We start from the raw sequence: 21,083 nt of genomic DNA, 5'->3' as shown, positions 1-21,083 counted from the left end.
AAATTTTCTATAGAATTAAAGAATTTTCCCCCTGATTTATCGGGTGAGCCGATTGACTCTTTGGAACATATGGCTATGGATTCGATTTACCGGAATCCTCGATATGCTCATTCCGCATTGGATGAAGCTTTAAGTCTAACTAAAGATAGCGATAAATATTATAAATTACTTGCGGTTAAAAGCCAGATTTATTTTGCAAATAGTGTATATGATTCCGGGTTTGTTTTACATCGGTCAATTATAGATTATTGCGACCGTGTACCGATGTCTCCCAAGATACATGGACTCTTAGGGACGTTGAAAAATACGGTTGGCAATTATTATTCATTTTTGGATAAAACGGATTCGGCCCTCCTTTGCTATTCCGAGGCGTATCAAGAGATCCGGCAGAGTGAGATGGAGCATAAAATCCCGGATATTTATATCAATATAGCGGATATATATACCCGGAAAGGAGCTTACGATCAGCGAGCCCGCTACTTTCGCCAAGCTCTTTTCGTGAGTGATTCATTGGGTATTATGGATCGGATGTCCTTTCCTATTTATTTTGGTTTGGGCGAGACGTATATGGAATTGAGGGACTTTGACTTATCCGATCACTTTTACCGTTTGGCGGAGAAAGAACTGGATTCTCGTAACTTGAGCGAGAAATTCACCTTTTGCAATAGCCGGGGAAATTACTATTATTACAAGGAAGAGTATGCGAAGGCGCTTCCTTGGTTCTTGAAAGCCCGTGAGGTGGTACGTCCTACTCATATGGATTTCTATACTAACGTATGCGAGATCAATTTAGGGGAGATCTATCTATGTCTGAATCAGTTGGATTCCGCTCGTTTTTATCTGGAAAAAGGGTTTAGGTACTTCCATACCTATAATAATAAGACGGCCTTGTACCATTTGACGACCTTGAAGGCTTCGCTAGCCTTAAAAGAGGGGAACTCCGGGCTGGCTTATCAATTGTTGAGGAGTTACACGGATACGGTAGGCATAGATCCCAAGATGGTAGCGATCCGTAATAAGAACTTGCAGAATTATTTCGCTACCACGGGCGATTTTAGGCGTGCCTATGAGTACCAAACGAAGAATAGCGTCATTGAGAACAATATTCGTAGCGAACGGACCCAGATGCGTGTCACCGAGATCGATATGCGTTATAGCCAAGATACGACTTTACTCAAGCGGGAGGCTATTATTAAACAACAGGCCGGCCGGATGGAATACTTGGAAATGAGCCGTTGGGTTTGGATCTTGCTTTTTGCGATCTTGTCGATCGTCAGCGGCATGGCTTATTACTTTATGAAACGTAAACGGCATGCCCAATGGTTAAGCCATATCGATCAGGTGACGAAGTTAAAGATGGAGAGTATTCGCAACCGTGTATCCCCTCATTTTATATTCAATATATTGAACCGGGAGATTAGCTCGGAGGAAGAAGGAAGTTCCCGCCGTACGCAACTTTCCGGATTGGTGGAGTTGTTACGTAGTAGTTTGGAGATCACGGAAAAGCTTAGTATCACGTTGGAGGAAGAATTACGCTTTGTCCGGACTTACTTGAATTTGCAGGCGCAAGGATTAGGGCCGGACTTCCGTCTGGAATGGAATCTCGATCCCTCCCTTGACACGGACGCAATCTATCTCCCGGCCATGCTGATCCAGATACCCGTAGAGAATGCCGTGAAACATGGCTTGTGTGCGATCGAGGGCGAGAAGCGATTATCTGTTTTCGTGGAGCGCGACGGGAAAGGCATCCATATCCGTATAGAGGATAATGGACCCGGGTATCGTCTGTTTACGAATGCGGGACATAACGGTACGGGGATGGGAACGAAAGTCCTTTACCGTACGATCCTATTGTTGAATAGGAGAAATAAAGAGAAGATCACATATTCGGTCCAAAGCAAGGAGAAGGGGATGGGGAGCGGAACAATCGTCAGTTTCTTTATTCCGTTGGATTTTAATTACGCTTTCTAGGTATCGTGAATGTACGAAAGTAATCCGGGCCGTTTCCTCCGGATAGTGGATGGAAGCGGCCCGGATCGAATTGAATCGGTTGATTCGGGTTATAGTCGCTCAATGTCTTCAACAGAAAGTCCGGAGCATTGGGCGATAAGTTCGGAGTCAAGTCCTTGCTCCTTCATCTTTTGGGCTATCTGGAGTTTTTCCTCTTGACGGCCTTTCTCGATCCCTTTCTCGATCCCTTTCTGCATCCCTTTTTGCATTCCTTCCTGCATTCCTTTTTCAATCCCTTCCGTTTGTGCGTAATCGATGGTCGCATACCAATCCCGATAATTCTTTAGGTTTTCCTCGTAGATCGCACGTTCTTTTTCGCTGAGTGAGTTGACGTTCGCCACGTCCAGTAAGCGAAGGAAGGTCTCCTGTTCCTCCTTGAAGGGAGATTGTTCAAATAGGTTCATATTCTTCAATGTATAAATCCAACGTTCGAAGGAGCTCTTGCACTCCTCCTTGCTTAAACTGAATAACGGGAACGATATGTAGATCTGCTTCATCTTGATCTCATTGAACACCTTTCCCGTCCTCTCGTTAGCGAGGACAACATCCGTACGGAAGTCTGTGAACTCCGGCAACTTGAAATTCAAGAAATAGACTCCGTAGATGGGTAGCAACCGATATTGCCATTGCTTGCCGATTTGTCCTTGCCGGGCCACCATGCGACAAAGATAATAAAAACCTCTGTTAAAGAAATAGTGCTGGGGACAATTCTGCATCTCTAGGATGAACTTGGCCCCGGACACGTCCTCGCAGAGCAGGTCGAATATGATGGTACGGTTCTCGACGGTCTCTGGCTTGATCTCCTTGTCGAGGTAGGTGATGTCCTTGATCTGCCGTTCGCCGGCTAGGGCGGCGTTAAGGAACTTGATGGTAACTTGCTTGTCTTGGAAGACAGCCTTAAATCCAGCATCAGTCATGATGTCTACGTATTGTGCCATAGTTAAATGGTTTTAGGTGATTACTGCTCCAAAGGTAAGGTTTATTTTCGTATCGCACATCCTGTTTATTGTATATTTCTTAAAAAGCAGATTCATGGTAGTCAGCTTTACTATTTATAGAAAGTACGATTAGTATTAATAGTAGTGCAAAATACTATGGATAGTAATCGGCTCCCATTTTGATCAATTCTTATTATACGCTGATTATCAGAAATATAAATAACAATCTTTAAATATTAGGCTTATTGTACTTTTTAAGAGATCAAATTTGGTATGGTTGACTTATTCTTTTCACGTATAAAGATAACATTAAATAATAGACTAAGCCGCTAGCATAAAGTTCTCCAAGTGAATAACTAATCACTTCTCAACTCGTAAGCTTATGGCTTGACAAGCCTTGGATTATACGTTTGTAGTATTTGCAATGATTGCATGTGAATGTTTGTATTTTGTATTTATTATGCGGTTATGGATGGATACCATATATAATGTACATGCGTACATTATATAATAGATAGAAACGGCTAGTCTAAACGATCGATTCTTTTAGTCATTTGCAAAGGTACGCGTTTCTTCGATACTTGCAACCCTTCCGAGCTATTTTTTTTTCACTTATCCTCTTTCTTATCAATAGGATAGGTTATCATTTACCAAACAAGCGATTCCTTCAACGAACCTCCCGCTCAAGCGTCTAAAAAACGCAAGATCTAAACGATCGTTTAGACTAGTCGTTTTCGAGTAAAACAAGGGTACTAAACGACGGGATGGACTTTAATTAACACTATTATTAATATTAAATTTTGAATTTATGAACAAGAAGTTTTCTACTCTTTTGGCAGGTATGGCGCTGTTAAGTGTTATGTCTGTTAATGCACAGACTACACCAAGTCGAGTAGACCCGGAAACTGTATTGGGTCAAGAATGGCGTTTAGGCGGTTTGAAGGAGGGAGCTAATTCTGGTCTTTATCAGTTGAAGGTCATGGATGGCACTACTCCTGCTTATCTTGCGATGGAGCTAAATCGTGGAACAGGTGATTATGAACTACGTGTTTATAGTGCAAGCGAAGCTAAGAATAACTTAGAGGCTACATTGTGGTGTGTTTCTGTCTCTAATTATAACCAAGGTCAAGCTCCTATTTATGACTTCCAGAATAAATTGTCTGGAACTATGTTGGATTTGACAATGGCTGGCCATGAGAAGACTGAGAATGGTATGAATGGTGCTTGGAAACCTGTTTTAGGTGGTGAGATCGCAGGTTGGGCATTCTCTCGCTCATACAAAGATTTGGAAGAAAAGAGACCTTTGTATTCTTATTTCTCAACGGACTCAATTGTTGGTTTGAAAGCGGATCCTGCTACCGGCGCTGTTAAGGTTGCCAAGTGGGGTGCTAATCAAATAGATGCCACTTCAAACGCCGCTGATGTGACTAACTTTGCTTTGGTTGGTGCGGCACAAATCGCATTGAGTGAAGATCAAGTAAATACGAAGTTGGGTCTTCTTCAAGATAACGAGGCTGGAGTACAATTGACTTTCACTCCGGACGTGAAAGGTACTAGCTTGAAGAATCCGTTCAATGAGCAGAAGTTTATCGCGGAGGATAAAGATAATGACAAATGGCTTTTCATCAAGCAAAAGGATAAAGACGCTTATTTGAAAGTTGATACGGCTTATACGAATGAGACAGGTACAAAGTTCTTAGCTTACGGTTGGACAGAGAAAGCAAAGGATAAAGCTGATGCTTACAGTTCTATTAGCTCTGAATTACGTGCTCAGCACAAGTTCAAATTTATCTATTCTCCGAGTGGCGATAGCTTGTACATCTATGTGAAAAAAGTTACTTGGAATAATGATGGCAAGTATTGGAATACGCACGTTACGGCTAATCCGGCTAACGAGCATGAGTACTGGCGTGTCTCTTTGCAAGACTTGATTAAAGATGAAACTTGTATTTTGACAGTTGATCCGGAGGACCAGAACACTCATATTTCTTTGGGTCTTAGCGGATGTGAGGAAAAGGGTTCATCCAAGACTTCCGTTGATGATGGTGTTTATTTCATCAAGAATAAACAAGGACAGTATTTAGCTTCTCCTATCTATGAGAATGGTACTATCCGTTGGACAACCGTGAATGAGGATGAGCAGAGTGTTGCTCATATGCCAGCTTATCAATGGGTTGTATTGAAGAAAAATACAAGTAATGATAAAGTGAAGGCTGTGTCTCCGGTTACTATCTCTAACCGTGAATTCGCAGATAAAGTTATAAATGCGGATTTTGATGGTGATGGCCAGATGGAGTCATATAAGACTGCTGTTTATTCTACTGTTCAGTTAAGAAAGGCAGAGGGTGGTTCTTATATGTTTGTATATGGAGATAAACTTACAGCGGAGTATGGCTCTGTCGGTATAGATTCTTTGTTCTTCGAGAAAGTTCCGGCAGCTTCTATTTCTGATCCGTATTTAGGTTACAGAAAGTTGGAGAAAGATTCTTTGTTGGTTAACAAATATACGTTTAACTATTGGCATCCTTATGCTACGGATAAATACATCGCTAAATCTACAGACTCTACGTTGACTGTGTTGGATGGAAAAGATGCTTTCGTAATTGATACATTGACTGAGCGTTGGTATAATAACTCAAAGATATTTGCGACTGTAGATATCCCTTACGGTTATAAGGTTAGCGATGATGTGGCTAAGAATCGTATTAAAGGCTTGAAGACTCTAGTGAGAACTGCTTATGAGGTTTCTTATAAAGATGGTAAAGGTGAACTTAATGAATGGAAAGTTAATAAGGAAGATAAGTTTAATGTAGGTTCTAGTGCTACTGGTCATCAGCAATCTTATACGACTTATTATGCATTCTTCAAAGAAAACAACCATATCAGTGGAAAGCACTATTATGCGATTGTTAATGCTGCATATGATAATTATCCTAATGCTACAAAATATGTATTAGGTTATCAGAAAGCTGGAGTATCCGATTATGATGGTGCCGCTACATTGAAGAATCAAGTATTAGGCGAGACTCGTACTTCTGCTTTCGCTATCGAACCGGACAACACTCCGCTTTACCGTCGTTTCAGTTCTCTTGAACTTGAAGGTAATGAAGGTGACAAGGCCGATACTTTACGTTTTATCGAGAAATACCGTAAAGAATACTTGCAGGTTGAGAATAATAAGAACTTCATGAAAGAAGGTATTGACTTCTTAGGTATTTATACTCCGGATAAGACTGAGGATGGTTTGTCATTCATCGTTGATACCGCATGGGTAAACCGTGGTTCTGGTAATATCAAGCCTCAATATTTGATCTCTATTGATCGTAATGATTTCGAAGGAGTTGAAGGCGTACCTTGTACGGAAGATGACCATCACTTTACCGCAGAAGGTAAACCGACAGATAAATGGCATTGCGTTCACGCAAAACCGGCTGTTCCGGGCTTTGAAAGAGGTAAATATTTGATCAATTTCCATGATTTCGCTAATAAATATGGTTGGTCAACATTATCAAATGGGGAGCAAGATGCTGACTACATGTGGAAGAAATATGATCGTGCAGGTTTCGTGGAAGCTATCCGTGTAGCTGATACTTTGTATATCTTGAGAGATGAGTTCAAGAACTTACCGAACGAGAAGATCAACTTCGCTGATTTGAACAAGGCTGAGGAGGATGCTTGGACTGCGGCTAAGAAGGCTGGAGTATCTGAAGATGAATTTGTTTCACACAAATATATCTTATCTGGTGATAACCATAAGTATGTGACTTGGTCTATGCGTTTCGTAAACAAGGAAGTTGCCGCTAATGAGGTAGAAGCTGATAGAGCATTCTTGTTCGAGTCTATGAAGAGTAAACATGTTTCTGGTTACAATAATTCTGCTATGGGTGACATCGCTCCTACATATGCGGCTTGGTTGAGAATGCAGAATGGTTGTTTAGTTCTGTCTGATGATCGTTCTTCTAATTTCGATGAGATGAATACAGGTGGTGACGATGCTTTGATCTTCAATGTGGAGCAAGGTGATGATATCGCAACAGATAACGAAACAATCGATACTGTAGAAGGTATCTCTGTAGTAGCCGGTAACGGTACCGTAACCGTTCAAGGCGCAGCTGGTAAGTCTGTAGTTATCACGAATATCTTGGGTAAGGTAATCGCTGAGACCGTTCTTACTTCCGATAACGCTACAATCTCCGTGCCTGCCGGTATCGTAGCAGTGGCTGTTGATGGTGAGGAAGCTGTTAAGGCTATCGTTAAATAAGAATTTAACAAAATAAGATAATCATACAATTCCCGTGCGGGTATCGATCCAAGTAATCCGTGACGGATGAACAGGCGGGAGTTGGATTAATATTAATACTAAAGTAATAAATTAAGAGGTCCGTAAGTACCTCCGTGAGGAGGAAGTACGGATAAAGGAACAAGAGGATGCGTCGATATAATGTACGCATCCTCTTTAGTGTTTATAGCGGGTGTTGAGGATAAATCCTGCTTCTACTTGCAAAAGAGCGAGATAAGCAACGGCACGCTGATCTCGAGGATAATCCCGTGGATAATAGCCACAGGTACGATATTCTTTCCGGAATACCGACTGATAACCGGAAGGCAGACATCCATGGAATTGATTCCCGCCACGGATACCGGAGCGAATTTACCAAAGAAAGAGGCATACAGCGGTGCCCCGAATAAAGCTAACATTTCCCGGATGATATTAGCCAATAATGCGATAGCCCCAAGTTGCGAAGCGATCTCTATCCCTGCCGACGCCTCTTTCAGTTGTACGATAAGCAAGGAGGATAAGGAATAATAAGCGAATCCGCTTCCTACAGCCATACAATCATATATATTCCACGAGGTCAATAACAAACTTGCCGCCGCAGAGAATACTAACGTGCCGATGATCGTAAAGAACGGCAGTAGCAAACTGGAAAACCGGATATCCTTTATCATCTTTCCTAATTCGGCGTTTGCTCCCAGATTCAATCCTACTTGGATAACGAGGGCGTATAGCAAGAATTGCGGTAGTTTTTCGCAATACGTGGAGATAGTCGTGTTGGCGAAGGTTCCGCAAAAGATTCCCGCAGTGAAACATAAGATAACGATTAGGTTATTTTTCATTGAGACCTCCTTTCTTGATAAATAATTTATAAGCGATAAAAGATGCTACCAGACTTCCCAATACTCCGCAAATAGCAAGTATGGCTGCTTGTATTCCAAACTCACCAATATTATTCAGCAAAGATTGGTTGGCTCCTATGGTAATACCGAATATGAACAACATCGCGAAAATCGTATAAGAGATGGAATGTTCCAATCCCTTGAAAGCGGGGACGTGTCGGCATAAATAACCGACGCTTATCCCCAGACCTAATAGACCTAGAATGATAAACATAAGCATATTGTATTTTGAGATGCGCAAGACATCTTTTCCCCGGAAACGAAGCATACGAATACTCCCTCTTTTCCGCAGAAGTTAAACTTGAGTGCAATTAAGACCTAGATGTAGGTGTAAGAAGAGAACTATAAAAAGAAGTCCTCTCAAGAAGAGTATGGATGGATTTAGACAAAACCGCTGAACCAATGAACATGCACGATCGTATTGCCCGAGAAAGCCCGGGTATACCATCTTTTTGAGTTGTTCAGAAGCTTCTTGTTCATCTTATTTGTATCATTGTTTGATTTCCGGCGCAAAGGTAGTAATAAATTAGAGATTCTAAAACTTTTTCTAGGATCGGATATATAAGGGACTTGACTTGGATTTTGGATCTTTTTATGTACATTTGAGGTCCTACCCGCTATTGGGCCAACTAAAAACGGATAGAACAGATATGATTAAAAGAAAAGATTGGTTATGAGGAAAAGAATGATTTTAACAGCATTGGCGGCTGTCGCTATCCCTACGTTGTTGATGGCGGCGGATGAGGCGAGATTAATGCGCTTTCCGGCTACAAATGGTTCAGAGATTGTATTCTCGTACGCTGGCGATTTATATAAGGTCCCGGCTACAGGTGGTGAGGCACAGCGATTGACATCGTATGTGGGGTATGAGATGTTTCCCCGTTTCTCCCCGGATGGTAAGACGATCGCTTTTACGGGACAGTACGACGGTAACACGGAAGTGTACACGATGCCCTCTTCCGGCGGTGAGCCATTGCGTATCACTTACACGGCTACGAATAGCCGTGATGATCTGGGCGATCGCATGGGCCCGAATAATATCGTGATGACTTGGACACCGGACGGTAATGGTATTGTTTACCGCAACCGCATCAGCGATGGGTTCTCCGGCAAGTTATATACGGTAAATAAAGAAGGTGGCCTTTCCGAGGTGGTTCCCTTGCCCGAGGGCGGCTTTTGTAGCTATTCGCCCGACGGAAAACAATTGGCTTACAACCGGGTAATGCGTGAGTTCCGTACATGGAAATACTATAAGGGCGGTATGGCCGATGATATCTGGGTTTATAATCCGGAGAAGAAAAGTGTAGAGAATATCACGAACAATGAGGCGCAAGATATCTTTCCGATGTGGATTGGTGATGAGATCTATTTCCTTTCGGATCGGGATTACACGATGAACTTGTTCGTTTACAATACGAAGACTAAACAAACAAGTAAGGTGACGAACTTCACTGAGTACGACGTGAAATTCCCTAGCAGCTTCGGCAATACGATCGTTTTCGAGAATGGAGGCTATATCTATAAGATGGATGCGGTGTCGAAGAAACCGGAGAAAGTGAACGTAACCCTCGCCTCCGATAATGTCTACGCACGTAGCGAGATCAAGGATGGCTCCAAATATATCACGAGTGCCAGCCTCTCCCCAAAAGGTGAGCGTATGGTGGTGACAGCTCGTGGCGAGGTATTCAATATCCCGGTAGATAAAGGGGTTACGAAAAATATCACCCGTACTCCGGGAGCGCACGAACGTGACGCTCAATGGTCACCGGACGGAAAACATATAGCCTATATCTCCGACGCTACCGGCGAGACCGAGCTGTATCTCCAAGATTTCGAGGGGGGCGAGCCTACCCAGTTGACCAAGAATAACGATACGTATATCCGTACTTTCCAGTGGAGTCCGGATTCCAAGAAGATTGTCTATACGGATCGTAAAAATCGTATCAATCTTTTGGACGTATCTAACAAACAGCTAACAACTATCTCACAAAGTCTGTTAGGTGAAGCCCGCAACGTAAGTTTCTCTCCGGATAATAATTGGTTGACTTATTCCCGTGTGTCCGATAATAATTTCTCGATCGTCTATGTCTACGATATCGCGGGTAAGAAAGAATATCCCGTGACCGATAAATGGTACGAGTCTTATTCTCCGGTATTCAGTACGGATGGCAAATATCTGGTATTCACTTCCGCCCGTGATTTCAATCCTACGTATAGCCAAACGGAATGGAATCATGTGTATAATAATATGGGTGGCGTATATCTGGCGTTATTGTCTAAGGATACCGCTTCCCCGTTTATGGAAACGGATGCGGAGGTAGCCATTGAATCTACCCCGGCGAAAGCGGATGCCTCTAAAAAGGACGAGACAAAGAATGAGGCTTCTACTCCGGTCGTAAAGATTGATATAGAGGGTATCACGGATCGAATCGTTAAGCTCCCCTTGCCGGGATCGAATTACTACGATCTTTATTCCGATGGAACGAACGTGTATTATTTCACGAAAGGCGGCATGAAGATGTTTGACTTGAAGAAACAGAAAGAGGAAACCGTTAGCGATGCCGCTATGATGGTTGATCCGGCTGGCAAGAAAGCTGTTTTCTTTAAGGACGATCAACTATTCGTAACCGATATACCGAAGGGTAAAGCGGATTTAAGTAAGCCGGTTAATCTGGCGAATATGAAGATCACGGTAGACTATACGAAGGAATGGGCGCAAATCTTCGATGAGGCTTGGCGTGCTTTCCGGGATGGTTTCTATCTGGAGAATATGCATGGCAAGGATTGGAAGGCGATCAAGGAGAAATACGCCGCCCTTCTTCCTTACGTGAAAACACGTTTGGACTTGAATTATATTATTGGCGAGATGATCGGCGAGCTGGGAGTAGGGCATGCTTATGTGAACCCCGGTGAGGTGGAAAGTCCTAAACGGGTATCGATGGGTCTGCTAGGTGCTGAGGTTTCTCGGGATAAGAGTGGTTTCTTCCGCTTGGAAAAGATCCTGCCGGGGGCTTCTTGGAGTAAGGAATTACGTTCTCCATTGACAGAACCGGGTGTTGAGGCGAAGGCTGGAGAGTATATCGTCGCTATAGACGGGGTTCCTGCGAATAGCGTGAACGATATGTATAAGTTGTTGATCGGGAAGGCGAACGTTCCGACCGAGTTGTCCTTGAATAGCAAGCCTCAGTTGGCGGGGGCTCGTAAGATCGTGGTCAGTCCGTTGGCGGAAGAATATTCTTTGTATCACTATAATTGGATCCAAGATAATATCAAGAAGGTAGATAAGGCGACGAACGGTAAGGTCGGTTATATCTATATTCCGGATATGGGGCCGGAAGGCTTGAATGAGTTCTCTCGCTATTTCTATCCGCAATTGGATAAGGAAGGTTTGATTATCGATGATCGTGCGAATGGCGGTGGAAATGTCTCCCCGATGATTCTGGAACGTCTGTCTCGTGAGCCGTATCGTTTGACGATGCGCCGGGGTTCTTCTTTGATCGGGACCGTGCCGGATGCCGTACAGGTTGGCCCGAAAGTTTGCTTGATCAATAAGTATTCCGCTTCCGATGGCGATTTGTTCCCGTGGGGCTTCCGTGCGCTTGGCTTAGGTAAATTGATTGGAACCCGTACTTGGGGCGGTATCATCGGTATTAGCGGCCCGCTTCCTTATATGGACGGTACGGATATCCGTGTGCCTTTCTTCACGAGTTATGATCCGAAGACGGGCAACTGGATTATCGAGAACCACGGTGTGGATCCGGATATCTTGATCGATAACGACCCCATCAAGGAATGGAACGGTGAGGATCAACAATTAGACCGTGCTATCGAGGAAGTCATGAAACAATTAAAAGAACGCAAACCGCTAGCTCCTGTCCCCGCGCCAAGGGACTGGAGCCATAAATAATGAGAGGTTATTTGTAGAGACGGGGCACGCCCCGTCTCTACAAATAAATAAATAGTAAACGGATTAAAAACTAGTAATCTATCTATGGAACGATTCGCAGCCATTGACTTTGAGACCGCTAATGGAAAGCGGAGCAGTATTTGCAGTATAGGTATCGCCATATTGGAGGATGACTGGGTAGTAGATAGCATTTATACCTTGGTACGTCCTACCCCTAATTTCTATACCCGTTGGACTACGGCTATACATGGGTTGAGCGCTGAGGATACGAATGATGCGTTATGTTTCGAGGAGGCTTGGGAAAGCATCGCCCCGAAACTAAAGGATCTCCCCCTTGTTGCCCATAACAGTCCGTTTGATGAGGGATGCCTGAAAGCCGCCCACGAGGTGTATGACTTAGCCTATCCGAAATATCCCTTCTATTGCACTTGCCGTCTATCCCGGAAGATGTACCCATTTCTGGTAAATCATCAGTTGCAGACAGTAGCCGCCCACTGCGGTTACGACCTTACCCGACATCATAACGCCATGGCTGACGCTTACGCCTGTGCCCATATCGCCCTTACGATGATGCGGGAAAAAGAGGTCGATACCTTGGAGGCGCTTATGGCTTCCTGTTACTCTAGGTAACTATGGGGTGTTTTTCCCGGCTATTTTATCCACCACGACAGCGATAGCGCCATCTCCCGTCACGTTGCAAGCGGTGCCAAAACTATCCATGGCAATATAAAGGGCGATCATCAACGCTTGCAGTGTCTCATTGAATCCCAGCATACTTTGCAAGATACCCAAAGCGGCCATAATAGCCCCTCCCGGAACCCCCGGAGCCGCTACCATCGTAATTCCCAGCATCATGATAAATCCGCTGAAGTTGGAGAAGGTAACCGGTTCTCCCGCCATGATCATGATAGCCATAGCGCAAGCTACGATTTTCATGGTGCTACCTGCCAGATGGATCGTGGCGCAAAGCGGTACGGTAAAGATCGCTATATTCTCCCGTACGCCATTCTTGACAGCCTGCGCCAGTGTCACGGGAATCGTGGCGGCGGAGGATTGGGTCCCCAGAGCCGTAGCGTAGGCCGGTAACATATTCTTCAAGAGGCGGAGCGGATTTTTCCCGGCTATGGCTCCGGCTATCGTGAATTGGATCAATAACAATAATACATGTAAGACAAAGATGACTATGATAACCTTGAGGAACATCGTGATAATACTCATGACTTGTCCGCTCACGGTCATGTTCAGGAAGATACCGAAAATATGGAGCGGTAATAACGGGATGATAACCACCTCGATTAGCTTAATGATAATTTCCTTGAAATCCGTGAAAGAGTCACGCAGGGTGGTTCCCGCTATATTAGAAAGCCCTAGGCCAATCGTAAAGGATAGCAGCAAGGCTGTCATGACATCCATTAAAGGCGGCATATTTACCACGAAGTAAGGTGTCAGCATGAAATCTTCCGGATTCTCCATTGCCGTCAATTCCGTGTTGGTCGGTAGTATGTGCGGGAATATAGCCGATCCGCTCAGGAACGTGAAGAAACCCGAGAAGACTGTTGAACCGTAAGCGATCAAGGCGGTTATCAACAATAGCTTTCCGGCTCCTTTACCCAGATCTCCGATAGCGGGAGTCACCAGCCCCAATATGATTAGAGGGATGGAGAACGATAGGAAGTTGCCGAACAATGAATTGAAGGTTACAAAGATACGTGCGATTCCTCCCGGTAAAAACTGGCCGAACAATACGCCGGCGGCGATAGCGATAACGACTTTAGTTAACAATGATACTCTGATCTTCTTCATGGTGTTGCTTTATTTTGAAGCCAATGGCGGCCATCGTAATACTCATCAACGGACTGATCAGGTTAAAGAAGCAATAAGGAAGATACGTCAGGGTCGCTACGCCTAATATCGTGGCTTGCGTCATGCCGCAGGTGTTCCACGGTACCAGCATGGACGTTACGGTTACGGAATCTTCCGTCGTACGGCTTAACAGGCGACTCTCATATCCTTTTTTCTTGTAGATATCCTTGAACATATTTCCGGTAAGGATAATAGATATGTATTGATCGGCCGTAACGATATTCAAGAATAAACCGGAGAATACGGTAGACGCCACCATGCCGACCCTCCGTTTCATAAAGCGCAGGAATACGGACGTAAGGCTTTCCAGCATACCGCTGGCCGTCATGGAACCACCGAAGCACATGGCGCAGATGATCAGCCAAATCGTATTCATCATACCCGCCATACCCCGGGTAGCGACCAAGCTGTTCAAGGCCTCGTTGCCCGTATCGATTTGGGTACTCCCGTAGAATGTCATGAATAATCCCTTAAACAGGGAGGAGGCATCCGCTACCGACGCTCCCGCTACCTCTTGCAATAAATGAGGCTGGAAAAAGATCGCGAGCACCCCCGCCATCGCTGTCGAGATAAACAAGGTGATCAAAGACGGTACTTTCTTGGCGATTAATATACCCGTTACCACCGGTACGATCAGTAGCCAGAGCGAGATATTAAAACTTTCGTTCAACGAGGCGGCGAACTCGGCTATTTGCCCGGATGCGTTCGAGGTATGCGTAAAACCCGCTATGGTAAAGATAATCAACGTGATCACCATAGACGGTATTGTCGTAAGCATCATATACCGGATATGGGAGAACAAAGGGGTATGCGTTACGGAAGAGGCTAATACCGTCGTGTCCGAAAGCGGTGAGATCTTATCCCCGAAATAAGCGCCCGAGATGATCGCCCCGGCTACCCACCCCGTAGCGAAGCCCTGTGCCTCACCGATACCCATCAAGGCGATACCGATCGTGGCGATGGTAGTCCACGAGCTACCGGTCATAACGGATACGACAGCGCAGATCACGCAACAAGAGGCCAGAAAGAAACTCGGATGGATGATTTGCATCCCGTAATAAATCAAGGTCGGGACGATACCGCTGATCATCCAGCTACCGGATAAAGCGCCAATCAACAATAGGATAATTATAGCTGTGGCCACTCCCAATATGTTTTTACATATCGCCTCTTCTATATCACGCCATTTGACTTTGCAGAAGATCATGGCCAAAAGGGAGGCGACCGCCGTGGTGGTAAGTAATACGACTTGGCTTCCGCCGCTCAACGCGTCGCTGCCAAAAGTGCGTATGGTTACAAACAAAAGAGCTACCAGCACGAGGATAGGCACTAGTGAAAGTAGAGGGGAGGGCATCTTCTTAAGATGATTTTCCATTGTTCATTCAGTCGCTTAAATAATGATGGTGCGAAAATACTAAAAATACCTTGAATAGCGCTATGAATTATAGATTGATTTCCTTATTTCACAGTCTTTTGGACGATCTTATAACCGGTTGCCGCTATAAGAATGCTCATAAACGGGCTGACGATATTAAAGACGCAATAAGGGAAATAAGTCCAAGTAGATACGCCAAGGATTGTAGATTGCGTCATGCCGCAAGTCGTCCACGGGATCAGCACGGAGGTGACGGTGACGGAGTCTTCCGTTGTCCGGCTAAGCAGGCGGCTCTCGAATCCCCGTTGCTTATATACTTCTTTAAACATTTCGCTGTTCAGGATGATGGCGATGAACTGGTCCGCCGTGCAGATGTTCAAGGATAATCCGGACACGACGGTAGAGGCGACCATGCTGGTACGGCCTCGCATGAAATGCAAGAAGATACGTGTGATGCTTTCCAGCATGCCGCTAGCGGACATGGCCCCGCCGAAACACATGGCGCAAATGATCAGCCAAATCGTGTTCATCATCCCGGCCATTCCCCGGGTAGAGACTAGAGAGTTCAGGGCCTCGTTGCCGGTCTGTATCTGCGTGCTGTCATAGAAAGTCATCAGCAGGCCTTTGATATAGGCGATAATTCCGCTATCCGTGATCCCGGAAATCTCCAATAAGGCGTTTGGCTGGAAGATCAAGGCGAATATTCCGGCGAGTATGGAAGAGGCGAAAAGCACTACGATCGAAGGTGTCTTCTTGGCGATCATGATTCCGGTAACGATCGGTACGATCATAAGCCAAGGCGTGATATGGAACGAGCCTTTCAAGGCTTCGGAGAAAGCGGCTATCTGGGACGCGTCCGCTGTCTCCCTCGAGAATCCGGCGATGCTGAATACGATCAGTGTGACGATCATAGAGGGAACGGTCGTATAAAGCATATACCGGATATGCGTGAAAAGGGGCGTGTCCGTTACGGAGGCCGCCAATACCGTAGTGTCTGATAACGGCGACATCTTATCCCCGAAATAAGCGCCCGATATAATCGCTCCGGCTACCCACCCCGTACTGAAGCCTTGCGCCTCGCCAATCCCGATCAAGGCGATCCCGATGGTGGCGATGGTAGTCCACGAGCTACCCGTCATAACCGATACGATACTGCATAGCAGGCAACAGGCCACGAGGAAGAAATCCGTTTGCATGACTTGCAACCCGTAATAGATCAAGGTCGGCACGATCCCGCTTACCATCCAACTGCCCGATAGGGTTCCGATCAATAAAAGGATGATGACGGACGGTGCGATCCCATAGATGTTACGGGCGATTTGCCCCTCGATATCTTCCCACTTGATCTTGCAATGAAAGACGGCGATCAAAGAGCAGATCGAGGTGGCTATCAATAATACGATTTGGCTGGCTCCTCCAAGGGAATCGCCCCGGAAAATATAGATGGCTACGGCCAGCATGATGACTAATGTCACTACGGGTAGTAAAGAGATCGCGATGGAGGGTGTCCGGGGCTTTTCTGCCATGGGTTTATTCACGTCGTTTGTTATTTATCATGGATAATCCGAATAAATTCTTTATACGGACTTGCCTTGTGTTATCGATTCTAATTAATTTCGCTGCAAAAATAAAAAAGGATTTGGATAGGAGGGTAACTTATGGTAGTAAATAATCGGTTAGGCTATTTATTTGTCTTTTTGGGGATGAGTATGGCGCTATATGCCCAGCGAAAGACGGAAGTGATCCGTTATGGCGATCTGGATCAGTGGGTGGTACGTAAGATCACGGAATCGGCTATTATCGGGAAGGAGACGAAGACACTTTACTGCGTTGGCCCTACGGATACGATTATCGGAAATAGACCTTTTGAGTCGAAAGCTTCGCCTTGGGGCAGTTCTAACGTGATGGCTAGGGTGAGCGGGATTACGAAAGCTAGCGTCAGTGTCTACCCCGAAAGACGGGATGAGGGGTATTGCGCACGGCTGGAGACGGGGATAGAATCGATCTCGGCGATGGGTATCATGAACGTGAAGGTGTTGGTCGGGGGATGCCTCTATCTCGGCCGTTTTCTGGAACCGGCGAAGAATTCTTCGGAGACGTGGGGACAGATCGTTTGCGGTATCCCGTTTCACCAAAAACCTACGTCCTTGTTATTCGATTATAAGGTGAAACTCTCCGGTGATCCCAATCGTATTAAATTGAGCGGTTTTAGCAAGAGATCGGAGGTAAATGGCATTGATATGCCTTTGGTGAATCTCTTTCTTCAGAAGCGTTGGGAAGATAAGGACGGGAACATATATGCTAAGCGTATCGGTACGCTGGTAATCCGGATGGATAAAAATACGGATTGGGTAAACGATGCCAATTTCACGATCTTATACGGCGATATCACGAAACGTAGCGATTATAAAGAATATATGGGGTTTCAACTCGGAGAGTCCGCTCGTTATAGTTTAAACAGCAAAGGTAAGAACGTCCCTGTCCAAGAAATCGGCTGGGGAACGGAGGACGATGAGGTAACCCATATGATCTTAGAGTTCTGTTCCAGTCACGGAGGCTCATACATAGGGTCTCCGGGAAATACCTTTTGGGTAGATAATATCCGGTTGGGATATTGAGCCTATTATCGTTGAAACCCTATGGTATTTGTCTCCGGTCTTGATACAGAAGCCAACAAATGAAGCGTAGCTTGTTTTATTCTATGGTTTCGTGATCAGAATATAATAGTCTGATATTAGCCTCTAATATTCTGAATCCACTCCCATGATCGTGCGGCATACCATATTTGGGGCCAGATTTATAGCTCCCGATTCTTATATCATACATTATCTTCCCATCGGTTAAGAGTGATATAAAACGCTCAAATGATGGCTCTGTATATATATCGGCTTTATTGAAGTAGAAGAGTTCCTTACCTCCTTCTTTTTTTGTTTGGGCAGTTACATATAATAAGTTCTTTAGCTTCTTTGTTAGTGCTTTTTGAATGTCTTGATAGGTGTAACCTACGCTACAATCTAACAGCTCTTTTGTATTTAAGTCAAATACTCCTATTAATATTGTCTTGGCGACAGGGTTGTTTAGGAGTTTAAAAGAATATTTCTTCATATATGTGTTATAGCTATTTGCAAACATAGACGTATGCAAGCTATTTATAGATGGTGCATCTTCATAAGGTGTTCCAAATTTATCTTTTAAATAAGCATTCGCACGTTTGGGAAATGAGGGGCTTTTAGTGAATAGGGTAACGTAAGAGCATGAAGCGCCGCGATGAGATTTTATTTCGAATCCAGCTAAATCGGGCTCGTCTAAATTGTTCTCGACAACTCCGATGTAATCTTCAAATGTTTTTCCAATCCCAGTATTGTTGGCTCTATTGCTTGGAACATATTCCAAGGATTTAACCTCTTTGAACTTTGAAATAATAAAATCCTTATTCTCCATAACGTATTATATTAAATATGAGTAAGTCAATAATATCTCTATCTTTGGAAAAATCTTCCTCTGATATGAATAGCTGTTCTATGGTAATGTTGAAATAGTGGCATATTTTATAGATCTGACTAAGGGTGTACTTATGTGGAAATTTAGGGCTTTCTATACTCCCTATTAAGCCCGGAGCCACTTCGAGGAGATTCGACAACTCTTTTTGGCTAACATTGTTGGCCTCTCTTAGCTCCTTTATCTTAAGGATGATTTCAAGTTGATACTCGGTCTTTCTAATCATTATTGTTATTTTTGCCCAAAAATATAGTTTTATATATGCTTATGTACTCACAATATGTGAGCAAATGAGTATATTTGCACTCACATAATATAAGTAAGGAAGGTATGTACAAAAGAACGATTGATAATAGGTGGAGCTTTAAGGATGCCGATACCAAAGAATTTACTCATTGCTATCATGCGTATCCTGCGATGATGATTCCCCAAGTAGCAAGAGCTCTAATAGAGGAATATAGGCCAGAGGATGGAGTTGAGCTACTTTTTGATCCATATATGGGAAGCGGTACATCGTTAGTTGAGGCTTCTATAAAAGGTATAAATGCGATAGGAACAGACCTTAATCCATTGGCTAGATTGATGAGCCATGTAAAAACAACCCATTATGATTTATCTTGTATCAGAGATACTTTTTCAATGATGCAAGCCTTGTTCTTTGAGTATTCTGAAGATAAGGTCAAGAATAAGAATTTCGATAATATTTCTAATTATACTTATTGGTATTCCAGAGATAGCCTTTTGCGCCTTTCTTATATTTATCAAGTAATTAATGAATGTGTGGCTTTAGATTTCGCTGATTTCTTTAAAGTTCCTCTTTCCGAGACTGTTAGAGAGGTGTCGTTTACGAGGAATGGAGAATTTAAGCGGTTTAGGATGAAGGAAGAGAAAATTAAAGACTTCAAACCGGATGTCTTTCGATTGTTTGAAGAAAAGGTTATAAGAAATATAAATGGACTTGAGGAGTTTAATAGTATAAAATATCCATGTAATATAGGTATCTATGACTTTAATAGTACTATAGAAATCCCTTCCGATATAATACAGCCGAATAGTGTTGATATGGTTGTAACCTCTCCGCCTTATGGCGATAGTAGAACAACCGTTGCTTATGGACAATTTTCAAGGTGGGCAAATGAATGGTTCAATTTTGAAAATGCTAAAACACTAGATAATCTCCTAATGGGGGGACGAGTTCAGAAAGAGGAACTTTTTGAGACTAAAAGCATTAAATCTGAACTGGACGAAATAAAGAGCATTGACCCAAAGAGAAATTTGGAAGTGGTCTCGTTTCTTAATGATTATAGTTGTTCTATAAAGAATGTCGCGTCTGTAATAAAGAGTGGTGGAGTCGTTTGTTATGTCGTAGGGAACAGAACGGTTAAGGGGGTTCAAATTCCATTAGATTACTTTACTGCTGAAATGTTTGAGAAGAATGGTTTTACACATATCGATACTATTGTTAGAGAAATACCTAACAAAAGGATGCCTTCCAAAACAAGTCCTACTAATGTGGCAGGGAAGAAGGTTAGTACGATGTGCAATGAATATATAGTCATATTGGAGAAGAAATAAGGAAAGAGGCTGTTTTATTTGACTGAATTGATAGCCAATGGCTCCTAGTGTCGAGTTCTTTCTTTTTGACAGTTTGTAATCTTAACGCCCGTAGAATCGATTATTGCGGGGGAATGTACAGTCTACTCTTAAATTTGAGTTAAAATATATTTAATCGCTTGTTGGATAGTTGGATATCAAAAGATGCTCTTTTGTTCTAGCGAAACTAGCTCATCCTAATTCCTATTTTATGGGATGAAAAACCTATCTCAATGGGTTACGATAGGGAAGTGACAGGGTTATGATGGTTATTCTTGATAGTTCACGACCCTATTCTTGACTATTCACGATGCCTAACGGCACTATTGGCGTTGCCAAACACGACCGATAGTGTAGGCTTTTGTCGATACTCGTGTGTAAAAAGTAGTACTTTGCCGCATAAAACGCCGCTTACAACCTCCTTTTTCTCATTATCTTGCCTCTTTTACGAATAGCCTATGTCACGATATGCGCTTTATTTCAGTCAAAAGGATTGTATGAATGCTGTTTTACTGACAGGGAGATTCGCGGGAAATAGTCTGTATTGGAAGTAAAATATAAATAGATAATTGAAAGTAGAAATGAATTGTTCTTTTAATGTACGCTCGTACATTAATGTATAGTTAAATACGTTGATATTTGAGAATTTTTTATGGGATAGAAACGACTAGTTTAAACGATCGATTCTTTTAGTCATTTGCAAAGGTACGCATTTCTTCGA

General features: G+C 43.6%; 14 protein-coding genes. 6 read left to right on the top strand and 8 right to left on the bottom strand.

Features of this window, described 5'->3' with window-relative positions:
* Positions 1 to 1,971: histidine kinase (locus DW033_RS12885; protein WP_122382808.1), on the top strand; the 1,971-nt coding region annotated here is incomplete at its 5' end.
* Positions 1,972 to 2,060: 89 nt separating this feature from the next.
* On the opposite strand, the gene DW033_RS12880 is transcribed toward DW033_RS12885, so the two are convergent.
* A complete protein-coding gene (locus DW033_RS12880; RefSeq protein WP_005860923.1) occupies positions 2,061 to 2,948 on the bottom strand; it encodes an Rpn family recombination-promoting nuclease/putative transposase in 888 nt (295 codons plus the stop codon).
* 808 nt (positions 2,949 to 3,756) lie between these two features.
* Here DW033_RS12880 and DW033_RS12875 point away from each other — a divergent pair.
* Entirely contained in the window at positions 3,757 to 7,209 is a 3,453-nt protein-coding gene (locus DW033_RS12875; protein WP_048927868.1) for a DUF6383 domain-containing protein, read from the top strand.
* A 233-nt stretch (positions 7,210 to 7,442) separates the two neighbouring features.
* Here the strand turns inward: DW033_RS12875 and DW033_RS12870 are convergent, their stop codons facing one another.
* Both DW033_RS12870 and DW033_RS12865 read right to left on the bottom strand, forming a co-directional pair.
* The gene (locus DW033_RS12870) at positions 7,443 to 8,066 is read right to left on the bottom strand and encodes a lysine exporter LysO family protein (protein ID WP_048927869.1); all 624 of its coding nucleotides are present in this window, start codon (positions 8,064 to 8,066) and stop codon (positions 7,443 to 7,445) included.
* Positions 8,056 to 8,340: a LysO family transporter gene (locus tag DW033_RS12865; RefSeq protein ID WP_172718840.1), complete on the bottom strand. Its 285-nt coding sequence runs from the start codon at positions 8,338 to 8,340 to the stop codon at positions 8,056 to 8,058. Before DW033_RS12865 ends, DW033_RS12870 begins: the two co-directional genes overlap by 11 nt.
* 459 nt (positions 8,341 to 8,799) lie before the next feature.
* Between DW033_RS12865 and DW033_RS12860 the strand changes: the two genes are divergently transcribed.
* Positions 8,800 to 12,033, top strand: a complete 3,234-nt coding sequence (locus DW033_RS12860) for a S41 family peptidase (protein ID WP_057326060.1) — start codon at positions 8,800 to 8,802, stop codon at positions 12,031 to 12,033.
* Positions 12,034 to 12,117: 84 nt separating this feature from the next.
* Positions 12,118 to 12,663: a 3'-5' exonuclease gene (locus DW033_RS12855; RefSeq protein WP_036611673.1), complete on the top strand. Its 546-nt coding sequence runs from the start codon at positions 12,118 to 12,120 to the stop codon at positions 12,661 to 12,663.
* On the opposite strand, the gene DW033_RS12850 is transcribed toward DW033_RS12855, so the two are convergent.
* The 3 genes from DW033_RS12850 to DW033_RS12840 form a co-directional block, all read right to left on the bottom strand.
* Complete coding sequence (locus tag DW033_RS12850; RefSeq protein WP_005866537.1) at positions 12,664 to 13,836, bottom strand: dicarboxylate/amino acid:cation symporter; 1,173 nt, start codon at positions 13,834 to 13,836, stop codon at positions 12,664 to 12,666.
* A complete protein-coding gene (nhaC, locus tag DW033_RS12845; protein WP_122382807.1) occupies positions 13,805 to 15,271 on the bottom strand; it encodes a Na+/H+ antiporter NhaC in 1,467 nt (488 codons plus the stop codon). Before nhaC ends, DW033_RS12850 begins: the two co-directional genes overlap by 32 nt.
* Positions 15,272 to 15,354: 83 nt before the next feature.
* A complete protein-coding gene (locus tag DW033_RS12840; protein WP_005866541.1) occupies positions 15,355 to 16,797 on the bottom strand; it encodes a Na+/H+ antiporter NhaC family protein in 1,443 nt (480 codons plus the stop codon).
* A gap of 132 nt (positions 16,798 to 16,929) precedes the next feature.
* On the opposite strand from DW033_RS12840, the gene DW033_RS12835 reads away from it, so the two are divergent.
* The gene (locus DW033_RS12835) at positions 16,930 to 17,889 is read left to right on the top strand and encodes a PCMD domain-containing protein (protein WP_005866543.1); all 960 of its coding nucleotides are present in this window, start codon (positions 16,930 to 16,932) and stop codon (positions 17,887 to 17,889) included.
* Positions 17,890 to 17,965: 76 nt separating this feature from the next.
* Here the strand turns inward: DW033_RS12835 and DW033_RS12830 are convergent, their stop codons facing one another.
* Both DW033_RS12830 and DW033_RS12825 read right to left on the bottom strand, forming a co-directional pair.
* Entirely contained in the window at positions 17,966 to 18,712 is a 747-nt protein-coding gene (locus DW033_RS12830; protein ID WP_005860943.1) for an MvaI/BcnI restriction endonuclease family protein, read from the bottom strand.
* Complete coding sequence (locus tag DW033_RS12825; protein WP_005860945.1) at positions 18,702 to 18,995, bottom strand: helix-turn-helix transcriptional regulator; 294 nt, start codon at positions 18,993 to 18,995, stop codon at positions 18,702 to 18,704. The genes DW033_RS12830 and DW033_RS12825 overlap by 11 nt, the downstream gene beginning before the upstream one ends.
* A 104-nt stretch (positions 18,996 to 19,099) precedes the next feature.
* On the opposite strand from DW033_RS12825, the gene DW033_RS12820 reads away from it, so the two are divergent.
* Positions 19,100 to 20,344 carry a DNA methyltransferase gene (locus tag DW033_RS12820; RefSeq protein ID WP_005866545.1) on the top strand — a complete coding sequence of 415 codons (1,245 nt, stop codon included), beginning with the start codon at positions 19,100 to 19,102 and terminating at the stop codon, positions 20,342 to 20,344.
* Positions 20,345 to 21,083: the final 739 nt, after the last annotated feature.

This window comes from Parabacteroides sp. AF39-10AC, assembly GCF_003635405.1.
Lineage (GTDB): Bacteria > Bacteroidota > Bacteroidia > Bacteroidales > Tannerellaceae > Parabacteroides > Parabacteroides distasonis.
The sequence above is the reverse complement of the archived record's forward strand: the minus strand, read 5'-3'. Positions and strand labels throughout refer to the sequence as shown.